Genomic DNA, 22,053 nt, shown 5'->3' with positions numbered 1-22,053 from the left:
GTGGGGCGCCTTCCTTGTTAACTGCTGCGTTCACTGCGGCACTGCATTTACTGCGGCGCTGCGCTACGGGGTCCGGCGTTCTTCTTCCGGCTCGTGCTCTTCGATGAATTCGTCCACGACGTCGGTGCCGTACTTCTCGGCCTGGCGCTTGGCGATCGTGCCGCGGACAACCTCGATGGCGATCGGGATCACGGAGACCAGCACGATGGCGATGAAGATGATGTCCAGGTTGTCCTTGACCCACGGGACCTTGTCCCCGAGCAGGTAACCGAGGAGGGTGACGCCGCCGCCCCACAGCACCGCGCCGATCACGTTGTAGGTGAAGAATTTGCGTTTGCTCATCTGCGCGACGCCCACGATCACCGGGACGAAGGTGCGGATGATCGGAACGAACCGGGCCAGGATCAGGGCCTTGCCGCCGTGCTTTTCGAAGAACGCATGCGCACTATCCACGTTTTCACGCTTGAACAGCTTGGAGTTGGGCCTGTTGAACAGGGCAGGTCCCGCCTTGGACCCAATCAGGTAGCCCACCTGGTTGCCGATGATCGCGGCGACGATGATCAGCGCGGTCAGGACCCAGATGTTGACCTGGATGGTGCCGGTGGCCACGAGCAGCCCGGCCGTGAACAGCATGGAGTCCCCAGGCAGGAAGAATCCGATCAGCAGCCCGGTTTCGGCAAAGATGATGCCGCAGACCAGCAGGACCACCCACGGCGCGAAGGCCGGATTCGCCAGGAAAACCTGGGGGTTGAGCCAGTCCGGCAGGAAGGAGGCCAGGTGCGGCTGGACGGGGCCGGCGCCGCCAAGGGCGGACACGGCGAGGTCGCTCATTGCTAGTACGTTCACCTGTTAAGGGTACTTGACGGCAGGCTGCAGGCCCGGGGGCCGAGCCCCGCGGGCCGGTCCGGTGCGGGAGGGTCCGTCCGCGGGCGGTAAAGTTGGGCCGTGACTTTGGACTTTACGGCGATCGACTTTGAGACCGCGAACGGCTTCCGCGGTTCACCGTGCGCTGTTGGCCTGAGCAAGGTCCGTGGCCGCGTCGTCGTAGAGGAAGCCTCCTGGCTCATGCGGCCACCGGAAAACCATGACACATTTGATCCCCACAACGTCCGGATCCACGGCATCCGGCCGGACCAGGTGGCTGGACTGCCCCGGTTCGGGGAGTTGTTCCCGGAGATCGGCGCGTTCATCGGCGGCGACGTGCTCGCGGCCCACAATGCAGGGTTCGATCTCGGTGTGATCCGCTCCGGCCTGGAGGTGTCCGGGCTGTCCGGACCCGCCTACGACTACGTCTGCACGGTGATATTGTCCCGGCGCTGCTACTCCCTGGTGTCCAATTCGCTGCCCTACGCCGCCGAGGAGGCCGGGGTCCCGCTGCTCAACCACCACGATGCCGCCGAGGACGCCCGCGCCTGTGCCGGCATCCTGATCGACATCGCGGCCCGCAACGGGGCAGCAAGCATCGCGGAACTTTACCTGTCCCTCGGCCTGACGGTGTCCCACCAGCCGGCGTTCGACCCCCGGCGCGACCCGCTGTCCAAGGCCACCGTGGCCGCCATGGAGGCGCTCGCGGGGGGAACCGCCGGCTCGCCCCCGGGCCGGCGCTTCGTGGCCGGCTGGCCGGAGGAAGGCCCCAACCCGGCCCCCAACGCCGCCGCCAGCCCCGACCACCCGCTGTTCGGCCAGACCGTGGTGTTCACCGGCGAACTGGCAATTCCCCGCCCCGAAGCAAAGGTCCGTTCCGCAGAGCTTGGCGCCAGGCCTGAAAGCCGGGTGACGGCCCGTACCACCGTTCTGGTGGTGGGCGACGGGTTTGTGGCCGCGGACCTGCGCTCCGGCCGGTTGACCGGCAAGGCGCGCCGCGTCCTGGAACTGCACGAACGCGGGCAACGGATCGAGGTCCTGTCCGAGGGCGAATTCCTCCAGATGGTCGGCGGACATCTGGCTGCCGCACCTGCCTGACCCGGTCCTGGCTGACGGGTCCTGCCTGATCCGGTCCTGGCTGATCCGGTCCTGGCTGACGGGTCCTTTCTGCCCGGGTCCTGCCTGACCCGGCAGTCACACGGCGCAACAATCATTCCTCCCACTGCGCGCCCGCTCGTAGCCTTGGCGGATGAGCAAACCCACGGATGCACAGGCCCCCACAGCGCCGGCCAAGTCAGCGCCGCCGGCGTCAATGCCGGCGGACTCGGCGTCGTCGGCGCCCGCGAAGTCAGCACCGGCGACGCGCGGAATTGATTGGCATCGGGTGTTCGCGTTTCCGAACCCGGTGAATGAGTACGCCGCCCGCATCACCGCAGCCCTGGTGGTGGCGCTGTCCGCCGTGACCCTGCTGACCGGTTTCGGCTGGGGGCTCGCCGTCATCGCCGCCGGGTTCTGGCTGCGCGTGCTGTTCGGTCCCCGGATCTCGCCCCTGGCCCAGCTCTCGGTCAAGGTCCTGACGCCCTGGCTTGGGCGGACCCGTCTCGTTCCCGGACCGCCCAAGCGGTTCGCCCAGGGCATCGGCGCTGCCGTGTCGACGGCGTCGGCGGTGCTGCTGGCCGCCGGCCTCGCGCCGGCGGCGTGGGTGCTGCTCGCCGTGCTGATCGCCGCCGCGTCCCTTGAGGCCTTCGCCGGGTTCTGCCTCGGCTGCACCATTTTCGGCTTCCTGCAGCGCCGCGGGCTCATCCCCGAGGACGTCTGCGAAGCCTGCAACAACATCTCGCTCCGCGGCGCCTAGGATTCGGGGCGCTTAGGTCCGGTGCGCCGGGGCTCCGCCGAAGCGGTCGGGTTCCGCCGAGGCGGCCGCCAGGGACGGACATGTCCTCCGGAGGCTAGGACGGGTGGACATAGTGGCAATATGTCCAGTCGCCGCCGCCGGAGATGGGCATGTCCTGAGGATGCCGCGGCCAGGGATGGACACGTCCTTCGCAGCGGGGGCGACCGGACATGTCCTCCGGAGGCTCTGACGGGTGGACAAAGTGGGAATATGCCCAGTCCTAGCCGCCAGAAATGGGCATGTCCTGAGGATGCAGCGGCCGGGGATGGACATGTCCTTCGCAGCGGGGCGGTACGGGGCATGTCCCGCGGGCAAGCCGGGCCGCTGCTTCCGGGCGCAGCCGGCTGCGCTGCGCAAATGCCGGAGACTCGACACCTGGCGTGCACGGGCCCGGCCGAGTGTTGCCGGCCGAAGCTATGAGCCAGTGACGGCGGCCAGCTTCGACGCCATGCCCCGGATGACCTCCGGCGCCTGAAGGGCCGCCAGCCAGTCTGCCGGCAGGCACCGCTCGCCGTAGAACGCGCCCAGGATGTTCCCGGCGATCGACGCCGTTGAATCGCTGTCCCCGCTGTGGTTCACCGCCAGCGCGATCGCGGCACGGAAGTGGGCCTGGGCGGGATCGGCCTCGGCAGCGCCGGCGTCCGCCGTCCCCGTTCCTGTCCCGGTTCCCGGGGCTGTGGCCAGCACGGCGTACAGCGCGACGGCAAGGGCTTCCTCGGCCACCCACCCCTCGCCGAGTTCGCCGACCAGGCCCTCGGGGCTGAGCACGTCTCCGCCGGGCAGGTCTCCGGCCAACCGCAGGGCCGCCTCCAGCCGTGCCACCACCTCCGGATCCGGATTTTCGCCCTTGCGCAGGATGCCGCCGAGCAGCTGCCCGAGGGCCGATTCCGCCGCTTCGCGCAGCCCGTGGCCGGAGGACAGGGCATGGATGAGAAGGCTGAAAACTCCGGCGCTCTGCCGTGCCGCGGGGTGGCCGTGCGTCAGGGACGCGGCATCGGCGCTGAGCTTATAGACCGTTTCCGCTTCGAGGTGGGGGATCAGGCCGAAGGGCGCCGACCGCATCACGGTGCCGCAGCCCTTCGAATCCGGATTGACCGGCCGCTTCACGGTACCCATCTCGCCCGTGGCGAGTCCGCTCAGGCACGCGTCGCCGGGTGAGCGCCGGCTCTTCAGGACATCCTGGGCATCGATCCAGCGCGGCGGCTGGAACGGGGCCGACGCCGGCACGGCGACGCCCTGGGTGCCCAGCCAGCGCAGGTACGCGAGCCACAGGCACGCGTTGATGTCCGCCGCCACGCCGTCGTTGGCCCATTCCAGCGCCTCGAGGAGGCCGTCGGCGGTGTACAGCGTCATTTGCGTGTCGTCCGAAAACGGGCTGCCGGCGTCGAGCGCGGAAAAATCCTGCAGGCCCGCGGGGCCGAACCGGGCCCGGATGGCGGAAATGCTGTCGAACTCGACGGCGTAGCCCAGCGAATCTCCGAGCGCGCCGCCCAGCAGGCAGCCGTGGATGCGCGAGCCGTGGGCAGGGGAGTGCGGCTGGCCGGGTGTTGGGGCGGGTGCGGGGCTGGTCCCGGGCTCGGTGCTCATGCCCTCAAATTTACCCGGCGCTGCACCGCACCCCGCAATGCCGGCGCCCGCCGGGGACTTAGCGCCGCCGCCTGGGGGCCGGGCGGCGGCGGATGCGGAAGGCCGGTAGGGTGCTGGTAGGACCCGTCCAGCGGTCAGACGAGGCAACCGCCGGCGCCGTACCGCCGGGCAGCGGAGGAAACGAATGCGCGAACCAGCGTGGCGGAAGACCGGGACCACCCCCGACTACAGGTTCTCTCTGGCCAACGAGCGGACCTTCCTGGCCTGGATCCGCACGTCCCTGGCCCTGATTGCCGGAGCCCTTGCGATCGACCAGCTGGCCCCGGAGATCGCGCCCGGACCCGTGCGGATCGTGTTGTGCGTCATCCTCGCGTTCCTGGGCGCTGGCCTGGCCGCCCTGTCCTACCACCGGTGGGGTCTCATGGAGGCTGCCATGCGGAACAACAGGGAGCTGCCGTTCTCCGGAGTGATGCTGGTGATGACCATCGGCGTCGCGGCTGCGGCCCTGGTGTTCGCGGTCCTGATCCTGGTGGCGCGGTGAGGCCAGCTGCGGCCAGGGACCCCGGGCTGCAGCCCGAGCGGACCTCCCTGGCCTGGCGCCGGACGTTGCTGGCCCTCATCGTGGCGGACCTGCTGGTCTGGCGCAGCTGGGCGCTCGCAGGATCCCGGGGCGGCGTTGTAGGTCCCGTTGATTTCCTTGGCATCTGCGCGCTGGCCGCCATGGCCGCGACGCTGGTCCTGGGCGTGTGCGTGCTGGTCCGCGGGCGCGAGCTCCGGCGGTCCAACGCTGCGCCGCCGGCGACGCTGCTGCGCTGGGCCGCCGCTGCCGTCGTGGTCCTGGCCGCCAGCGCCGTAGCCGCGGTGGCCCTGGGGCACTGAACTGAGGCACTGAGCCGCGGCCCGGAACGGGCACCCAGCCGGAATCCAGCCAACATCCAGATTGCGCTGGCAGACTGCTGGCGGACCCATTCTCCCAGGCGGCCGAGGCCGCCCCGGACCACGAACCCGGCGGCGGTCCAGCGACGCCGCAACTGCAGCCCCTGGGCGCGCCGCCAGCAAAGGAATCCTGACCATGACCCTGCTTGTGCCAGCCCCAGACTCCGTTGACGTCCAGCCACCGGCCGCCAGCGACGTCCCGCCCCGGCCCGGGCTCGTGGCCCGGCTGTCCGCCGAGGCCCTGGGGACCCTGATCGTCGTGGTTGCGGGCCTGGGCGTGCCGCTCTTCACCATTCCGCAGTCGAGCCCGCTGCCCGCCGCCCTGGCCGCCGGCCTGGCCCTGACGGCGGCGATGCTCGCCGTCGGTTACGTCTCCGGCGGCCACTTCAACCCTGCCCTCACCGTGGGCAACGCCATCGCCGGCCGGATCCGGCTTGCCGACGCCGCCGCCTACATCGGCGCGCAGCTGGTGGGCGCCGTGCTCGGGGCCGTCGCCCTGTACGGCGTCCTGCGCACCGTGCCGACCATCAACGACTCCCAGGGCGCGTTCGCCACCGTGGCCGCCGGATTCGGCGAGCACTCGATCATCCAGGTGCCCATGGCAGGCGTCCTGCTCGTGGAGGTCCTCGGCACGGCACTGCTCGTGGCCATCTTCCTTGCCACGACCGCCCGCCGGAATCCGGCCAGGGCGGCTGCGCCCTTCGCGGTCGGCCTGACGACGGCGATGCTCCTGCAGTTGGGCCAGGCCCTCGGCAATGTGCCGTTCAACCCGGCCCGGGCAACGGCGGCGGCCATCTTCAGCGGCCCGGACGCGCTCGGGCAGCTGTGGCTCTTCTGGGTGGCACCGGTGGTCGGTGCGGCCATCGCCGGGCTGGTTTTCCGCGGCTTCGTGCAGTCGGCCCGGACCAGTGGACAGGCCAGTGACGCTGCCACTGCCGCGGTCACCGCCCAGCCCGCCGCCCAGCCCACCGACCAGCCCACCGCCCAGACCGACGGAAAGCTCACGGAAGCCGATGTGGATGGCGCCGATTTCGATGACGCCGGGCTGGCCGAGGTCACGGCCACCACCGCTTCTGCTTCGGCCGTCCCCGCCGGCAACGACGAGGCCCGCAGCTTCTTCGACCGCAAGGGCGGGAAGTAGCCACTGCTGACCACTTTTAACCTCCGTCACACCTCCGGGGTGGTGGCGCAAGAGTGTCGGTGGCAGCCGATACCGTAGGAATATGCGGTTATTGCACACCTCCGACTGGCACTTGGGCCGGTCCTTCCACGGCATCGGCATGCTGGATGCCCAGCGCGCCTTCATCGACCAGCTCGTGGCGTTTGTCCGGGAAGAGAGCGTCGACGTCGTCCTCATCGCCGGGGACGTTTATGACCGCGCATTGCCGGGCGTCGACGTCGTCGGCCTGCTGGATGACGCCCTGGTGCGCCTCACCGGGGCCGGCGCCGAAGTTGTGTTGACCAGCGGCAACCACGATTCCGCCATCAGGCTGGGGTTCGCGTCGCGGCTGCTCGAGCGCGGGGGAGTGCATTTGCGCACACGGCTGAATGAACTGGACGTTCCCGTGCTCTTTCCGCTCGGGGACGATGCCGGGAATGAGGCAGCGCCGGTGCTCGCCATCTACGGGATCCCCTGGCTGGAGCCCCGGCTCGTCGCCGAGCAGCTGGGCGTAGAGACCGCGAGCCACTTCGAGGTCACCCGCGCCGCCACCGAACGGATCCGTGCCGACGTGCGGCAGCGGAGTCAGACCCGGACCGTCCATTCGGTGGTCCTGGCGCACACCTTCGCCAGCGGCGGCATCAGCTCCGACAGCGAACGGGATCTGAGCATCGGCGGCGTCGGCGCGGTCCCGCTGGATCTCTTCGACGGCTTTGGCTACACCGCACTGGGCCACCTGCACGGCAGGCAGGAGCTCTCGCCGGCAGTGCGCTACTCCGGCTCGCCGCTCGCGTATTCGTTCTCGGAGGCGAAGCACAGGAAGGGCAGCTGGCTCGTGGAGGTCGACGCCGAGGGGATCGGCGGCGTGCGCGAAGTGCTCTGGGACGCGCCCCGGACCCTCGCCGTGCTCCGCGGGAAGCTGGATGACCTACTGGAGTCGGAGGACTTCGCGTGGGCCGAGACCGCCTACTGCCAGATCACGCTGACGGACGAGGCCCGCCCGGCCCAGGCGATGGACCGCCTGCGGGCACGGTTCCCCGACACCCTGGTGCTCGGCTTCGATCCCGATGGTCCCGGCGCGGCGCCCAAAGCCAGCTACAGCAGCCGGCTGGCCGAAGCCGGGGACGACCTCTCCGTCTGCTGCGGATTCCTCGAGCACGTCCGGGGCAGGCCGGCTTCCGACGCCGAAGCCGCAGTCCTCGCCGAGGCGCTCGACGCCGTACGCCTGGAAGGAGTGTCCCTGTGAGGATCCACCGCCTGGAGATTTCCGCGTTTGGCCCGTTTGCCGGCACGGAGCGGATCGACTTCGACCGCCTGAGCGCACACGGGCTCTTCCTGCTGAACGGCGCCACCGGCGCGGGCAAGACCAGCGTCCTGGACGCCATCTGTTTCGCCCTCTACGGATCGGTTCCCGGGGCCCGCCAGGACGGAAAGCGGCTGCGCAGCGACCACGCGGCGGCCGCCGCCGAACCGCGCGTCACCTGCGAATTCTCGGCCAAGGGCCGGCACTTCGAAGTCTCCCGCACGCCCGCGTGGGACAAGCCGAGTGCCCGGGGCCGGAACGGCTTCACGGTCCAGCAGGCCAACACGCTGCTGCGCGAACGCATCGACGGCGCGTGGGTGGAGAAATCGGGCCGGAATGATGAGGCCGGCGCCGAGATCACCGACGTCCTGGGCATGAACCGGGACCAGTTCACGCGCGTGGTCATGTTGCCGCAGGGGGACTTCGCGGCGTTCCTGCGCTCCAAGGCATCCGACCGTCTGGAGCTGCTGCAGAGCCTGTTCGGCACCCAGCGCTTTGAAGCCGTGGAACAGGAACTGTCCCGGCAGGCGCAGACCGCCAAGGCCGAGGTCGCCAACCTCAACGCGAAGCTGGACCTGCTGCTGGCACAGGCGGAGTCCGAAACAGCTGCGCTCGAACTCGACCCCGACGGCGCCCCCGGCCGGGACGAGCCCGATGCCCTGTTGGCCTGGCTCGACGCCGCCGCGGCAGCCGCCGCGGAGGGCCGGCGCAGCGCTGCCGCGGGAGCCGAGAAGCAGGCCGACGATCAGGCGTCCCTGTTGGAGGCGGCGAACGCGCGGGCCAACCGCCACGCCAAACTCGCCGCCGCGGAACAGCGGCGGATCGACGCCGACGCCGCCGCCCCCGTCCTGGCGGGCAAGGCCGTCACACTGGGCCTGCACCGCCAGGCCGAAATGCTCGGCGGCCAGTTGCAGGCGGTCGAAAGCGCCGCGGCAGCCGAGGACCTGGCAGGAACGGCCCTGCTGGAGGCCGCGCGGCAGCTGCGGTCCGCGGCCGCCACGGACCCGGAGCTCGCCGGGCAGGACGTCCTCGACGCCGGCGCCCCCACCGCCGACGACGACGCTGCCGACCCCGTCCGGGCGGGTAAATCCGTCATGTTGGACAGCGCGGCCGTCCGCGGAACCCTCGCCCGGCTGCGGTCCCTGCACGCAGTGCTCACCGAACGTCTGCCCGACGAAGCCCGGTTCCTCGGGCTGACCCAGCGCGGCAGTCGGCTGCGCCTGCAACTGCAGGAGCTGGAAAAAGGACGGCTTGCCGGCACCGCCGCACTGGACACCCTGCGCACTGAGTCGGCGGCCCTGTCCGCCGGCATCCGCCCCCTCGAGGAGCTGGCCGCGGAAGTCCAGTTGCGCACCAAGGAGGCCACGGCAGCGGACGAACTCGTGACCATCGTTGGCCGCTTCCTCGCCGCCGAGGCCGAGTGCGCGGCAATCTCCGGGCAGCACACCGCGGCCCTCAGCACGCACCAGGACCGGAGGCAGCACTGGCTGGACCTCCGTGAGCAACGGCTCACCAACGCCGCCGCCGAGCTCGCCACCCAGCTCCTGGCCGGGGTCCCATGTCCTGTCTGCGGCAGCCCTGAGCACCCGGCACCTGCCCCCGCGGCAGCCTCCGCCCTGGCCGTCGCCGAGGCCGAGAAAGCCGCGCAACTGGCCAGCGACACGGCAGAAGAAGCCGTCGCCGCCCTAGGTCGTGAGCTCGCCGGGGCCCAACAGAACGTCGCCGTCCTGGCCGCGCAGGGCGGCAACACACCTGCCGGGGAAGCCCGTGAGGAGGCAGCCTTGGCCCGGGAACGGGCTGATGACGCCGTCCGCGCTGCCACGGACCTTGCTGCGAGCCGGGCGCGGATGGCAGAACTCGAAGCGGTGATCGCCGACGCAGAGCGGGCGCAGGCCGACGCCGCCTCCGGCATCGTGCAGACGCAATCGACGATCGCCGAAATCGACGAACAGGCACAGGCCCTCGAAGCCACCCTGGACAAGCTGCGCGCCGGCCACGCGACCCTCGAACAGCGGATCGCCGCCCTGACGGCAACCACGGCGGTCCTGGAGCACGCCGACGCCGCACACTCAGCCCACGAACAGGCTGCCGCCCGCACCGCGGAGGCACGCCGGCACCTTGAAGTGGCCCTTCCCGGAGCCGGTTTCAGCACCGAAACCGCGGCGCGGGAAGCGCTGCTGGCAACGCCGGTGGCAACAAGCCTTGAAACGGCCATCCGGGTCGGACAGGACGAGGCCGCCAGGATCCAGGAACTGTTCGCCGGAGAGGACCTGGCCCTGGCGGCAGCCGAGCGGGCCGCCGGGGACATCGTCAGCGACGCCGCCCTCGAGGAGCTCAGGACGGAATCGGCGGCGGCTGAACGCAAAGCCCGGGAAGCCGTGCTTGCGGCCGGGCTGGCGGAAAACTCGCTCCGGATACTCGGGCGCATCGCCGGTGACTACGCGGACCTCGCTGCCGCCGGCAGGGAACCGCGGGACCGGGCCGCGATGCTCACCGCCGTCGCCGACGCGGCCAAGGGCGGCGGAGACAACACCTATCGCATGAGCCTGAACAGCTATGTCCTCGCCGCCCGGCTCGAGCAGGTGGCCGTCGCTGCCTCCGAACGCCTGATCGGTATGAGCGATGGCCGCTACACGCTGCAGCACACCGACGCCAAGGCAGCACGCGGCGCGAAGTCCGGCCTTGGCCTGGAGGTCGTGGACGAGTGGACCGGCCAGCGCCGGGACACCGCCACCCTCTCCGGCGGCGAGTCCTTCATGGCCTCACTGGCGCTGGCCCTTGGGCTGGCGGACGTCGTGCAGCATGAGTCCGGTGGCGTGGACATCGAGACCCTCTTCGTGGACGAGGGCTTCGGCAGCCTCGACGAACAGGCGCTGGAACAAGTCATGGACGCCCTGGAAAGCCTCCGCGACGGCGGCCGGGTGGTGGGGCTCGTGAGCCACGTCGCCGAAATGAAGCAGCGCATCGGCACCCAGCTCCAGGTGGACAAGGGCCGCAGCGGCTCCACCCTGCACATCAGCGACGACACCCGGGCCTGAGCCGGACCCAGAGTGGGCCCTGGGACCGGTCCCGGGGCCCACTCTGGGTCCCGTCCCGGGGTCTGGTCCCAGGGCCGGCGTCCGGGGATCGGGTATCATTGGTCTGTTACCGGGTCGCGCGCATCGGGAGGAGGGACGATGCGCCGTATTTAGCGAACCCGGAAACCATGAACCCTTCACCGTCTTCTTTGGTGTCTACTCTTGACGCCCCACTGCCGCCGACCTACGCGCTGCCGGCCGCTTCAATTTCGACCGACGCTCTGCCTGCCCCGTCGCCCGGAAAGGGCGGCCGCTACGCGCAGCTGCCGTTGCTCGCCGGCCGCAGCTTCATCCCCCTCGGGCTCTTCGCCCGACTGCCGCTTGCCATGCTGACGGTCGGCGCCCTGACACTCGTCACCGCCGTCACAGGCTCGTACGCCGTGGGCGGCGCCGCGGCTGGCGCCGTCGGCATCGGTTCCGCACTCGGTGCCCCCGTCCTCGGCGTCCTCGCCGACCGGCTCGGCCAGCGCGGCGTCCTGCTCGTATCCGCCGTCGCCAACACCGTGGCCATCGTTGCCCTGATCCTCACGGCCTACCTCATCCCCGGGGTCCACGACCTTGCCGCCGCGGTGCCCGTGCTGGCCGCGGCCTTCGTGGCCGGGGTGAGCTGCCCGCAGGTCGGTCCGCTGGCCCGCGTCCGCTGGATGGCACTGACCTCCCGGACGTCCGGCTCCGGAACCGGTGCGGCCGGAAACTCCGCGGACCTGGACACCGCCCTTTCCTATGAAAGCACCGCGGACGAGCTCACCTTCGTGCTCGGCCCCGCACTCGTCGGAATCCTCGCGAGCCTGCTCGCGCCGTGGCTGCCGCTGGCCCTCGCTGCAGCACTGACCGTGGTCCTCGTACCCGCCTTCGCCGTCCACCCCACGCACCTTGCGGTCGTCCGCACAACGAAACGCCGGCCCGCCGGTCCTGCCGCAGGCCACGCGGCCGGCCCGGCGCCCACGACGGCGGGGGACAACCACGGGGAAACCCGCACGGCAGCCCGGCGGGTCAAAACCTTCGCCGCCGTCGCCCTCCCGGTGCTGGCGATGGTGTGCATGGGCACGTTCTTCGGCTCCACCCAGACAGCCCTGAGCTCTTTCTCCGCCAGCTTCGCCACCTCCGAACTCGCGGGCCTGCTCTACGCAGTCATGGGACTGAGCTCTGCCGCGGCCGCCCTCTCGGTCGCGTACTGGCCCCGGCGCTTCACGGTGAACGCCCGCTGGATTGCCTGCGCGGCCCTGATGGCCGGCTTCGCATCGCTGCTGTTGCTGCCCTCGACGGCGCTGCCCATGGTCCTTGTACTGCTGGTCCTGGGCCTGCCCGTTGGTCCGCTCATGGTCACTGTCTTCGCGATCGGCGGCCTCGTGGCCCCGGCCGGAAAGCTCGGCACGGTCATGACAGCCCTGGCCAGCGGCATTGTGGCCGGCACCGCGCTCGGATCCTCCATCGCCGGACAGCTGGCGCAGAACTTCGGGTATTCGACGGCCTTCCTGGTTCCGGTGTGCGCCGCCACGGCGCTGTTCCTGCTCGGAACGGCAGCCGCCGTCGTACTGCGGCAGCGCGGGAAGAAGACGGCCGCGGCCGCATAGACCCCGACGGGACAGCGCTGCGGCGGCGCTTTCCGCGGGCTTAGCCCAGCTGCGCCTCGATGCGACGCGCCGCCTCGGTCAGGGCCGCTGCGACCTCGTCCGGATCCTGCGCGGCGCGGATATAGACGACGGCGAGGGCGGCCGGACGCCCGCCAGGCACACGCAGCGGCACCGCAATCGAGGACACCCCGGGGATCACCTCGTCATGGCTGGCGGCATAGCCGCGGCGCCGGGCCTCGGCCGCCTCGGACCGGTACGGGATGCCCGGGACCAGGGCCCGCCACTCCTGCTCCGGGTAGGCTGACTGGATCGCAATGCCCGGCGCCCCTGCGCTGATGGGGTGCCGCGAACCCGGGTGCTGCACCACCGCGGCGCCGCTGTGCCGCGGATCCACGGTCACCAGCGTCACGCACTCCTCCCGGTCCCAGACCGCCACGAAGGCGCTCATGGTCAGGGTGTTGGCCAGCTGGGTCAGTTCCGGCAACGCCGCCGACTGCAGGTTCCGGGAGACCCCGCGGGCCAGGACCGCGAGGCCCGGGCCGGGCTGGACGCGGCCGCCATCGTCACGCACCAGCAGCGAGTGGTCCTCGAGCGTGCGCAGGATCCGGTAGGCCACGGAGCGGTGGACGCCCATGGCGTCGGCGAGTTCGGCAATGGTCAACGGCTGCTGGGCCTCGGCGAGGATCTCCAGCGCCCTGATACCGCGGGACAGCGTCTGGGACGGGGAAGCCTGGGCGGTGCCGGCATTCGGGGTCATGGGGTCCATCCTAGGTGCGGGGTTACTGGACGCCGGGCTCGCCGGGCTACCCTTGTGTTCCGGCTCATGGTCAGCTAGCGTTCTATATGGGAACTGTTTGTTCGATTATAGAACACAATACAGAACTCGACTATAGAACACGGCTGATCCAAAGCACACCCACACCACGGTCGGGAAACGCAACGAACGCAAGGGATCAATGATGATTGCCACGCCGCGCGGCCACGCCGGGGGCGCCCAGGGCCCCCTGTCGGTACCGCGGGCCAACCACTTCCGGGGCAGCCTCGGCAGGTTTGCCACCGGCGTCGCGATCGTGACCTTCGACGGGGCCACGAAACGCCACGGCATCACCGTGAACTCCTTCACCTCGGTCTCGATGGACCCTCCGCTGGTGCTGGTGAGCATCGCCCGCACGGCCAGGGCCCACGACGAGCTCGCCGGCCGGCCCTTCACCGTGAATATCCTTGGCGCCGAGCAGCGGTACCTGGCCATGCACTTCGCCGGCAGGCCCGGCCCCGAGCCGCTGTGGGTGGAGGGGAAGACCGCGCCGCGGCTGTCCAATGTCCTCGCATATTTCGAATGCAAGCCCTGGGCGGCGTACGACGGCGGCGACCACACCCTTTATATCGGCGAGGTAGTGGACTTCAACTACCGCAACGGCGATGCCTTGGCCTTCGCCAACAGCACCTTTACCACCATCCCGGAAAGCCAGCTGGGTATGGAGGATCTGCTCTAGCGCCACATTCCTTCCCGGCAATTCAGCGCAACGACGACTGGAGGACGACCAATGGGTATCCGTACCGGACGGCAGTACCTGGACAAGCTCAATGCCATGACGCCGCACGTGGTGATCGACGGCGAGGTGGTGAGCGAGAAGATCGCCGAGCACCCGGCCTTCCGCAATGTGGCCCGCTCCTACGCCAGGCTCTTCGACATGCAGCATGATCCGCAGTACCAGGAGGCGCTCACTTACGCCTCACCCAGCACCGGGGACCTGGTCAGCGCCTCCTTCCTGGTGCCGAAGACCGTCGAGGACCTCCAGCGGCGGCGCCGCGCCATCTCCACCTGGGCCGAGTCCTCCAACGGCTTCCTTGGCCGCTCCGGGGACTATATGAACTCCGCGCTGACCGCGCTGGGCACGGCGGGGAAGTGGTTCGCGCAGGCGGATCCGAAGTTCGGCGAGAACATCCGCAACTACTACGAGTGGGCCCGGGAAAACGACGTGCTCGCCACCCACACACTCATCCCGCCGCAGGTCAACCGGTCCGTGTCCGGGTCGGAGCAGCTCGGCGGCCAGCTCTCGGCCCGGATCGTGGAGGAGCGCGGGGACGGGATCGTCATCCAGGGCGCGCGCATGCTCGCCACCATCGCCCCGATCGCCGACGAACTGCTCGTGTTTCCGTCCACGGTCCTGCGGGGCACCCCGGAGGACGCCCCCTACTCTTACGCGTTCGCCATCCCCAACGACGCCCCGGGCCTGCGCTACCTCTGCCGCACCTCGCTGTACAACGGCGGCAGCACCCACGACGAGCCGCTGGCCTCCCGCTATGAGGAAATGGACGCCGTCGCGGTTTTTGACCACGTCTTCGTGCCCAACGAGCGCATCTTCATGCTGGGCCACCCGCAGCTGTGCAACAGTTTCTACACCGAGACCGGGGCCGGCGCGCTCATGACCCACCAGGTGGTCACCCGCACGATCGCCAAGAGCGAGTTCTACCTGGGCCTGGCATCGGAACTGGCCGAATCGATCGGCATCGACGGATTCCAGCACATCCAGGAGGATATCGCAGAGCTGATTATCGACGTCGAAATCGGCAAGGCCCTGGTCCGCGCGTCCGAGGCCGACGCCGGACTCAACGACGCCGGCGTCATGCTGCCGAAGTGGTCCACCCTGAACGCCGCCCGCAACTGGTACCCGAAGATCGCCCAGCGCTTCCCGCAGATCATCCGGAAGTTCTCGGCGTCGGGCCTCATGGCCCTGCCGGGGGAGGCGGACGTCAACAGCGAGGCCCGGGAGGACATCGAGCTGTACCTGCAGGGCAAGACCCTGACCGGCCCCGAGCGGGTCCGGCTGTTCAAACTGGCCTTCGACGCCTCGATCTCCGGGTTCTCCGGGCGCCAGTCGCTCTACGAGTACTTCTTCTTCGGAGACCCCGTCCGCATGGCCGGCGCCCTGGTCAACACCTACGACCGCGAGCCGGTCCGGGCCAGGGTCCGCGAGCTGCTCAACCGCACCGACTGACCCGCGGAAGACACTTTCCGGGAACATGTGTGCCTTATCACATCTTTCGTAGTAGTATTCAGGATACTAACTGACCGTTCGATCAGTAATTCATGAGGCATCAGTTATCCACTTCGCACCCACCCGGGCAGTACCTCTGCCCCCAGCAACGGAGTTCCAATGACCGTAACTTCATCCGTAGATTCCGAGGCGGGTCCCAGCAGCAAACACGAGGAACGCAAGGTCCTCGCCGGGACACTGGTCGGCACCACCATCGAGTGGTACGACTTCTTTATTTTTGCCCAGCTGACAGCAACGCTGCTGTCGCCGCTGTTCCTGGCCCCGCTGAACGCCTCCAACCCTGGCCTGGCGCAGATCCTGTCCTTCGCCCTGATCGGCATCAGCTTCCTCTTCCGCCCGCTCGGCGCGATCGTCGCCGGCCACCTCGGCGACCGCCTCGGCCGCAAGGCCATGCTGGTCTTCACCCTGATCATGATGGGCGCCGCCACGGCCCTGATCGGCATGCTGCCCACCTATGCGCAGATCGGCGTCTGGGCCCCGATCCTCCTGATCCTGCTCCGCGTCATCCAGGGCTTCTCCGCCGGCGGTGAATGGGGCGGCGCCGCCCTGATGGCCGTGGAGCACGCTCCCAAGAGCAGGCGCGGCCTGTTCGGCGCCTACCCGCAGATCGGCGTTCCGGTCGGCATGATCCTCGCGACCGGCCTGCTGTACTTCCTCAACACGTCCATGTCCAAGGAAGACTTCGCATCCTGGGGCTGGCGTGTGCCGTTCCTGCTCTCCATCGTGCTGATCGTGGTCGGCTACCTGATCCGCCGGGCAGTCGCTGAGAGCCCCGTCTTCAAGGAGATGCAGGACCGCAAGGAAGAAAGCAAGGCGCCCCTGGGCGAGCTGCTCCGCAAGCACAAGAAGGCTGTCCTCTATTCGACGATGATCTTCATCGGCAACAACGCTGCCGGCTACCTGCTGATTGCCTTCTTCATCTCCTACGCCACCAAGACGCTGAAGATGCCCACCCCGCAGATCCTGCTCGCCACGACGCTGGCTTCCTTCGGCTGGCTGATCTTCACGCTGGTCGGCGGCTGGCTCTCGGACAAGATCGGCCGCGTCAAGACGTTCCTGATCGGCTACGGCATTGTCTTTGCCTGGATGATCCCGATGTTCGCCCTCATCGACACCAAGAACATTGTGCTCTACGGCGTCGCGCTGTTCGTCCTCACGGTCGGCCTGGGCCTGTCCTACGGCCCCATGTCCGCCATGTACGCCGAGATGTTCCCGCCGGAGGTGCGCTACTCGGGCATCTCGATCGGCTACGCCTTCGGCGCCATCCTCGGCGGCGCGTTCGCGGCCACCATCGCGGAAGTCCTCCTGCAGGGCACCCACTGGACCGGCTCCATCGGCATCTACATCATGATCCTCTGCGTCATCTCCGCCGTCGGCGTCCTGTTGGCCGGGGAAACGAAGGGCCGCCCGCTCGGCGTCGCGCACCACGCGCCGGCCGAAGCCGCAAAGCACTAGCAACCAGGCAAGCACGAGGGGCGCGGACCGCAAGGTCCGTGCCCCTCTGGGTTAAAGAGCAACGCGGGGTCACTTCGCGCCCATCCAGATCATTCGGATGGGCCGTAAGTGACCCCGCGTCGCTTTTGTGAGTCGGGTTTAGACGCCCAGGAAGCTGATGGCGCCTTGCTTGAAGGCGCGGCTGGTGATGGCGTTGGTGTGGTTGCGGCCCGGCAGCACGAGCTGTTCGACCATGCCGCCGGCCTTGGCGCCCAGGGCGGCGAGCTCCGGCATGGTGGCGGCCCGGTCGTCGTTTTCCCCCGCCACGAGGAGCATCGGCATGTGGGGGACCGCTTCGGCGGGGTCATACGGCTCGGTCTTGATTGCCTCGACCAGGGACAGCAGCGCGAAGATGTTGTTGCTGGGCAGCAGCATGGCCATCTTCAGCAGCCCGGCGGTCGACTCGTCCGCGATCGGCGTGCCGTCGGCCAGGTACCGCTGCGCGGCGATCAGGTCGAAGTCCGCCAGGGGGTCGGCGACATTCGGGCCGCCCAGGACCAGCCGGTGCACCAGCTCGTGCTGTGTGGCTCCGAACTCCCAGGCGAGCCGGGACCCCAGCGAATAGCCGATCACGTCGAGCCCGCTGGACGGGTCCCCGTCGCGCAGCGGCCGCGCGCCGGCGTCGAAGACTATCTGCAGCAGGTCCGCACGGATCCGGCTGGGGGAGTAGGAGTCCATGTCCTCCGGGGCGCCGCTGCGGCCGTGGCCGGGCAGGTCCACGGTGATGACGCGCCGGCCGGCTTCCAGGAGCGCGGTGAGCCAGCCGCTGTCTTCCCAGTTGAGCTTGGAGGAGGAGGAGAAGCCGTGCAGCAGCAGGACGGGACGGAACCCGGCGTCGTTCTGGGGCTCATGCACCTGCACGTACAGCTGGGGGTCGGTGCCCTCAACGGTGTGCGAATGCTGCTCGCCGGTGTGTCTGCCGCTCATGCTCTCAGTCCTCATCAAGTACGGCGCTCAGGCGGACCCGGCGCTTAGGTGCCTCTTCCTTCGGGACCGTGCCCACGATGCCGGCGGTGTTGTCCGGCACCTCAAACACAATCAGGGGCTCGCCGACATTGATCTTGTCGCCGGGCCCGCCGTAGATACGCACTACCTTACCTGCCTGCGGGCTGGGCAATTCAACGGCCGACTTGGTGGTTTCGACCTCCACGAGCGGCTGGTTGCGCTCCACCTGCTCGCCCGGGGAAACCAGCCATTCCAGCACGGTGGCCTCGATCAGGCCCTCGCCGAGATCCGGGAGCGGGAAGGAAATTTCAGCCACGTTTGTACTCCAATACTCGCTGGATGCCGAAGAGGATCCGGTCAATGTTCGGGATGTATTCATCTTCCAGGTCGCCCGAGGGGTACGGGACGTCGAAGCCGGTGATGCGCTCCACCGGCGCCCTGAGGGTGTCGAAGCAGCTTTGCGTGATCAGCTGCGCCACTTCGGCGCCGAGGCCGGAGGTCAGCGGCGCCTCGTGGACGACGACGGCGCGGCGCGTCTTGCGCACGGAGGCGGCGAGGGCCTCGGCGTCGATCGGCTTGAGCCAGCGCAGGTCCAGGACCTCGATATCGATCCCGTCCTCGGCCGCGAGCTCCGCCACCTGCAGGCAGCGGGCCACCATGGCGCCCCAGGCGACCAGCGTGAGGTGGCGGCCTTCGCGCATCACCTTGGCGCCGGTGGGGGAGCCGTCGTCCGCATCGCAGTGCGCAAGGTCCACCTCACCCTTCTGCCAGTACCTCGACTTGGGCTCCATGAAGATCACCGGGTCCGGCCGCGTGGCGGCGTACTTGAGCAGGTGGTAGGCCTCATGCGGGTTCGACGGCGAGACCACCTTCAGGCCCGGTACGTGGGCGAAGAGCGCCTCCAGGCTTTCGCCGTGGTGTTCGGGGGCGCGGATGCCGCCGAAGCTGGGCACCCGCAGGGTGATGGGCATCGGCATGGTGCCCCGGCTGCGGTAGTTCATCCGGGCGATCTGGCAGACGATCTGGTTGATGGCAGGGTAGGCGAAGCCGTCGAACTGGACCTCGGGAATGGGGTGGAACCCGGCCATCGCCAGGCCCACGGACATGCCCAGGATGCCGGATTCCGCCAGCGGGGTGTCAAAGACGCGCTGCGCGCCGTGCCTGGCCTGCAGGCCGTCGGTGATGCGGAAGACGCCGCCGAGCCGGCCGCAGTCCTCGCCGAAGATGACGGCTTTGGGGTTGTCCGCGAGGACCTCGTCGAGGGCGCGGTTGAGTGCTTGCTGCATCGACATCACCGTGGTGGCGGGCTCGCTTCCTGCCGGGTTGGTGACAGTGTCGTCGCCGGTGTTGTCGGCAGTGTTGTCGGCAGTGTTGTCGCCTGCGGCGTCTACGTTTTCGAGAATCGAGTTAGACATGTTCGGACTCCTCGCGCCAGTTGGCGGCCTGGGCCTGCAGGGCAGGGGTGGTTTCCTGGAAGACCAGGTCAAACATTTCGGTGCCGGGCCGGGAGCCCAGGGCCTGGATGCCGGTACGGATCTGCTCCTCTTCGGCCTTGGCCGCGGCCAGCGCTTCGGCGAAGAACGCCTCGTCGGCGATGCCATCGGCCAGCAGCCGCTGCCGCAGCCGTTCGAGCGGGTCGGTGCCGGCGCTGTCGCGTTCCTCGTCGAGGGAGCGGTAGCGGCCCGGGTCATCGGACGTGGAGTGCGGGCCGCGGCGGTACGTCATGGCCTCGATGAGCACGGGGCCGTTGCCGGCGCGGGCGTGGGCGAAGGCGCGGCGGGTCGCCTCGAGGACCGCGACGACGTCGTCGCCGTCGATCTTCAGCGCGGGCATGCCGTAACCGGCGGCGCGGGCGGCGACGGAGCCGCCGGCCACCTGCCGTTCGGTGGGGACCGAGATGGCCCAGCCGTTGTTCTGGACGAAGAACACGACGGGCGCCTTCATCACGGCGGCGAAGTTCATCGCCTCGTGCACGTCGCCCTGGGAGGAGGCGCCGTCGCCGAAGTACGTCATTGCGACGCCGTCCTTTTTGTCCAGCGTCTGGCCGTGGGCCCAGCCGACGGCGTGCAGGACGGATCCGGCAACTACCGCCTGGATCGGGGCCAGCCGGGATTCCAGCGGGTTGTACAGGCCGCCGTGCCACGTGGCCTTGTGGGTGGACATGTAGGCCACCATGTCCACCCCCATGGTCCGGGCAACGCCCATTTCGCGGTAGGTGGGGAAGACGAAGTCCCGGGTGGTGTCCACGGCGTAGCCGCTGCCCACCTGGGCCGCTTCCTGGCCGAGTTCGGGGGCGTAGCCGGGGATGATGCCCTGCCGCTGCCAGGCGATGGCCGAGGTGTCGAGGTGCCGGACGGCCACCATGAGCGAATAGAGCTCGCGGAGTTCATCGGCTGTGAGCGGCCCGGCAGCGCTGCCGGAAGCCACGGGGAGAATTGTATCCATGCCTGTGACCCTAGTCACCGGCGGCGGGGTGGGCAATCAGCCTAGGCTGGGGTGCCCAGACTGCACACTTATGCCGCCCCGCGCGCCGGTGAGCTTGGCAATTTGTCTAGCGGCTGGGCTGTTCCGCCTGGTCGGCTTTTGCGCCGGCGGCGGCGGCGTTGCGGTTCCGGGTGATCCGGGCGCCGGTCCAGCACGCCACGGCGATGCCGGCCACCAGTACCAGGGTGCTGACCAGCTGCTTGCTGCTCTCAGGGCTGCTGAAGCCGACGGCGAAGATCAGTGCCAGGAGCACGAGCCCGAAGATCGTCAGCCCGGGGAAGCCCTTCATCCGCAGCGGCAGCGCCGTGCCGTCGCGGTCTGCCCGGCGGCGCAGGATCAGCTGGGACACCAGGGCCGAGCCCCACACAACGAGGCAGGTGGAACCGACCAGCTGGAACAGCGCCGGCAGGATCTGGTCGGGGAAGAGCAGTTCCAGGACGGCGGCCAGGAAGCCGAAGGCCACGGAGACGCTCACTGCCACGACCGGGACCCGGGCCGTGTTGAGCCTGGAGAGGAACTTGGGGGCTTCGCCGCGCTCAGAGAGCGAGTACACCATGCGGGACGCGCCGTAGAGGTTGGCGTTCAGGGCGGACAGCAGCGCGATAACGGCGACCAGGGTGATCGCGGCGCCGGCGCCGGGGATCCGGGCGACGTCGAGGACGCCGGCGAAGGGGGACTTCAGGGCCGCGGAGGTTGAGGGAAGGACGGCCGCGATGACGAATACCGAGCCGATGTAGAACACGAGGATCCGCCAGACGACGGTGCGGATCGCCTGGGCGACGCTGCGCTCCGGGTTTTCCGTCTCGGCCGCGGCCACGCTGACAATCTCGGTGCCGCCGAAGGCGAAGATGACGACGAAGAGTGCCGTTGCGATGCCGCCCAGGCCAGCCGGGGCGAAGCCGGATGTGAAGTTGCCGAGGCCAGGAGACGGGACGTCCGGCAGCAAGCCCAGCAGCAGGGCCCCGCCGATGGCCAGGAATATCACGATGGCAGCCACCTTGAGGATGGCGAACCAGAATTCGAACTCGCCGAAGTTCTTCACGCCCGCCAGGTTGATGGCGGTGAACAGGGCCATGAAGATCAGGGACAGTGCCCAGACGGGGATCACCGGCCACACCGTGAACAGGAGCCCGGCCGCGCCGAGGGCCTCGGCGGCGATGACCACCACGAGCTGCAGCCACCAGAGCCAGCCGACGGTGGCGCCCGCGGTCTTGCCCATGGCCTTTTGCGTGTACACGGAGAAGGCGCCGCTGTTGGGATTGGCCGCGGCCATCTCTCCGAGCGCCCACATCACCAGGATGATCAGGGTTCCGGCGACGAGGTAGGAGATCAGCACGGCCGGTCCCGCCGCCTGGATTCCTGCCCCCGAGCCGAGGAACAGGCCGGCGCCGATCGCGCTGCCCAGTCCCATCATGGTCAGCTGGCGTGGTTTCATGCTGTGCCCCAGGCTCGGGGCGGGAACCGCGGTGGGTAGCGTCGCGGTGGACTTCATCGTCATGGCGAACCTTCGTGTGGTTTGGATCTTTGCGTCCTTATGGGACCTATTGAATTTACCGGATTTGGGCCCGGCCCCCGGCCGCCGGGGCGCCTCCGCCGTGAGAGCATGGTGGCAGTTTGCTAACTGAATCGGGGCATCGGTGGCTGTTTGTCCGGCCCGGTCCCGCTTGGGAAGGAAGA

General features: G+C 69.2%; 19 protein-coding genes. 11 read left to right on the top strand and 8 right to left on the bottom strand.

The annotated features are described in order from the left end of the window. Positions 1 to 63: 63 nt before the first annotated feature. Positions 64 to 831 carry a VTT domain-containing protein gene (locus AC1DFR_RS09195; RefSeq protein ID WP_476849009.1) on the bottom strand — a complete coding sequence of 256 codons (768 nt, stop codon included), beginning with the start codon at positions 829 to 831 and terminating at the stop codon, positions 64 to 66. 114 nt (positions 832 to 945) lie between these two features. Between AC1DFR_RS09195 and AC1DFR_RS09190 the strand changes: the two genes are divergently transcribed. Together AC1DFR_RS09190 and AC1DFR_RS09185 are read left to right on the top strand one after the other, a co-directional pair. Then, positions 946 to 1,962, top strand: coding sequence for a 3'-5' exonuclease (locus AC1DFR_RS09190; RefSeq protein ID WP_476873169.1), 1,017 nt, complete (start codon positions 946 to 948; stop codon positions 1,960 to 1,962). A 214-nt stretch (positions 1,963 to 2,176) separates the two neighbouring features. After that, positions 2,177 to 2,719, top strand: a complete 543-nt coding sequence (locus AC1DFR_RS09185) for a DUF4395 domain-containing protein (RefSeq protein ID WP_223916168.1) — start codon at positions 2,177 to 2,179, stop codon at positions 2,717 to 2,719. 453 nt (positions 2,720 to 3,172) lie between these two features. Here the strand turns inward: AC1DFR_RS09185 and AC1DFR_RS09180 are convergent, their stop codons facing one another. Beyond that, on the bottom strand, positions 3,173 to 4,345 hold the full coding sequence (locus AC1DFR_RS09180) for an ADP-ribosylglycohydrolase family protein (protein WP_476873168.1): 1,173 nt from the start codon (positions 4,343 to 4,345) through the stop codon (positions 3,173 to 3,175). Between the two features lie 184 nt (positions 4,346 to 4,529). Between AC1DFR_RS09180 and AC1DFR_RS09175 the strand changes: the two genes are divergently transcribed. From AC1DFR_RS09175 to AC1DFR_RS09150, 6 genes are all read left to right on the top strand, one after another. Further along, positions 4,530 to 4,886, top strand: coding sequence for a YidH family protein (locus tag AC1DFR_RS09175; RefSeq protein WP_018775740.1), 357 nt, complete (start codon positions 4,530 to 4,532; stop codon positions 4,884 to 4,886). Next, positions 4,883 to 5,224 (top strand): DUF202 domain-containing protein, encoded by a 342-nt coding sequence (locus tag AC1DFR_RS09170; RefSeq protein ID WP_230012221.1) that lies wholly within the window; start codon positions 4,883 to 4,885, stop codon positions 5,222 to 5,224. Before AC1DFR_RS09175 ends, AC1DFR_RS09170 begins: the two co-directional genes overlap by 4 nt. A 193-nt stretch (positions 5,225 to 5,417) precedes the next feature. Continuing rightward, a complete protein-coding gene (locus AC1DFR_RS09165) occupies positions 5,418 to 6,422 on the top strand; it encodes an aquaporin (protein WP_476873167.1) in 1,005 nt (334 codons plus the stop codon). Between the two features lie 82 nt (positions 6,423 to 6,504). Further along, positions 6,505 to 7,686 (top strand): exonuclease SbcCD subunit D, encoded by a 1,182-nt coding sequence (locus AC1DFR_RS09160; protein ID WP_476857503.1) that lies wholly within the window; start codon positions 6,505 to 6,507, stop codon positions 7,684 to 7,686. After that, complete coding sequence (locus tag AC1DFR_RS09155) at positions 7,683 to 10,781, top strand: AAA family ATPase (RefSeq protein ID WP_476873166.1); 3,099 nt, start codon at positions 7,683 to 7,685, stop codon at positions 10,779 to 10,781. The genes AC1DFR_RS09160 and AC1DFR_RS09155 overlap by 4 nt, the downstream gene beginning before the upstream one ends. Positions 10,782 to 10,969: 188 nt before the next feature. Then, the gene (locus AC1DFR_RS09150; protein WP_476873246.1) at positions 10,970 to 12,394 is read left to right on the top strand and encodes an MFS transporter; all 1,425 of its coding nucleotides are present in this window, start codon (positions 10,970 to 10,972) and stop codon (positions 12,392 to 12,394) included. A 40-nt stretch (positions 12,395 to 12,434) separates the two neighbouring features. Here AC1DFR_RS09150 and AC1DFR_RS09145 read toward each other — a convergent pair whose 3' ends face one another. Next, the gene (locus AC1DFR_RS09145) at positions 12,435 to 13,151 is read right to left on the bottom strand and encodes an IclR family transcriptional regulator (RefSeq protein ID WP_230008911.1); all 717 of its coding nucleotides are present in this window, start codon (positions 13,149 to 13,151) and stop codon (positions 12,435 to 12,437) included. A gap of 199 nt (positions 13,152 to 13,350) precedes the next feature. Between AC1DFR_RS09145 and AC1DFR_RS09140 the strand changes: the two genes are divergently transcribed. The 3 genes from AC1DFR_RS09140 to AC1DFR_RS09130 all read left to right on the top strand — a co-directional run bounded on the left by AC1DFR_RS09140 (position 13,351) and on the right by AC1DFR_RS09130 (position 16,908). Further along, positions 13,351 to 13,887, top strand: a complete 537-nt coding sequence (locus AC1DFR_RS09140; protein WP_476857500.1) for a flavin reductase family protein — start codon at positions 13,351 to 13,353, stop codon at positions 13,885 to 13,887. 51 nt (positions 13,888 to 13,938) lie between these two features. Then, entirely contained in the window at positions 13,939 to 15,393 is a 1,455-nt protein-coding gene (gene hpaB / locus AC1DFR_RS09135; RefSeq protein WP_223915967.1) for a 4-hydroxyphenylacetate 3-monooxygenase, oxygenase component, read from the top strand. Positions 15,394 to 15,552: 159 nt separating this feature from the next. Beyond that, positions 15,553 to 16,908 carry an MFS transporter gene (locus AC1DFR_RS09130; RefSeq protein ID WP_476858811.1) on the top strand — a complete coding sequence of 452 codons (1,356 nt, stop codon included), beginning with the start codon at positions 15,553 to 15,555 and terminating at the stop codon, positions 16,906 to 16,908. 138 nt (positions 16,909 to 17,046) lie between these two features. Here AC1DFR_RS09130 and AC1DFR_RS09125 read toward each other — a convergent pair whose 3' ends face one another. The 5 genes from AC1DFR_RS09125 to AC1DFR_RS09105 all read right to left on the bottom strand — a co-directional run bounded on the left by AC1DFR_RS09125 (position 17,047) and on the right by AC1DFR_RS09105 (position 21,874). Further along, positions 17,047 to 17,874 carry an alpha/beta fold hydrolase gene (locus AC1DFR_RS09125; RefSeq protein WP_476848875.1) on the bottom strand — a complete coding sequence of 276 codons (828 nt, stop codon included), beginning with the start codon at positions 17,872 to 17,874 and terminating at the stop codon, positions 17,047 to 17,049. Positions 17,875 to 17,878: 4 nt separating this feature from the next. After that, a complete protein-coding gene (locus tag AC1DFR_RS09120) occupies positions 17,879 to 18,208 on the bottom strand; it encodes a biotin/lipoyl-containing protein (RefSeq protein WP_018775751.1) in 330 nt (109 codons plus the stop codon). Continuing rightward, on the bottom strand, positions 18,201 to 19,184 hold the full coding sequence (locus tag AC1DFR_RS09115) for an alpha-ketoacid dehydrogenase subunit beta (RefSeq protein WP_476873245.1): 984 nt from the start codon (positions 19,182 to 19,184) through the stop codon (positions 18,201 to 18,203). The genes AC1DFR_RS09120 and AC1DFR_RS09115 overlap by 8 nt, the downstream gene beginning before the upstream one ends. Positions 19,185 to 19,299: 115 nt before the next feature. Continuing rightward, positions 19,300 to 20,337: a thiamine pyrophosphate-dependent enzyme gene (locus AC1DFR_RS09110; protein ID WP_476857496.1), complete on the bottom strand. Its 1,038-nt coding sequence runs from the start codon at positions 20,335 to 20,337 to the stop codon at positions 19,300 to 19,302. A 106-nt stretch (positions 20,338 to 20,443) separates the two neighbouring features. After that, entirely contained in the window at positions 20,444 to 21,874 is a 1,431-nt protein-coding gene (locus tag AC1DFR_RS09105; protein WP_476848877.1) for an amino acid permease, read from the bottom strand. Between the last annotated feature and the right edge of the window lie 179 nt (positions 21,875 to 22,053).

The sequence above is a fragment of the Arthrobacter sp. 05T410 genome (assembly GCF_056396505.1).
The sequence above is the reverse complement of the archived record's forward strand: the minus strand, read 5'-3'. Positions and strand labels throughout refer to the sequence as shown.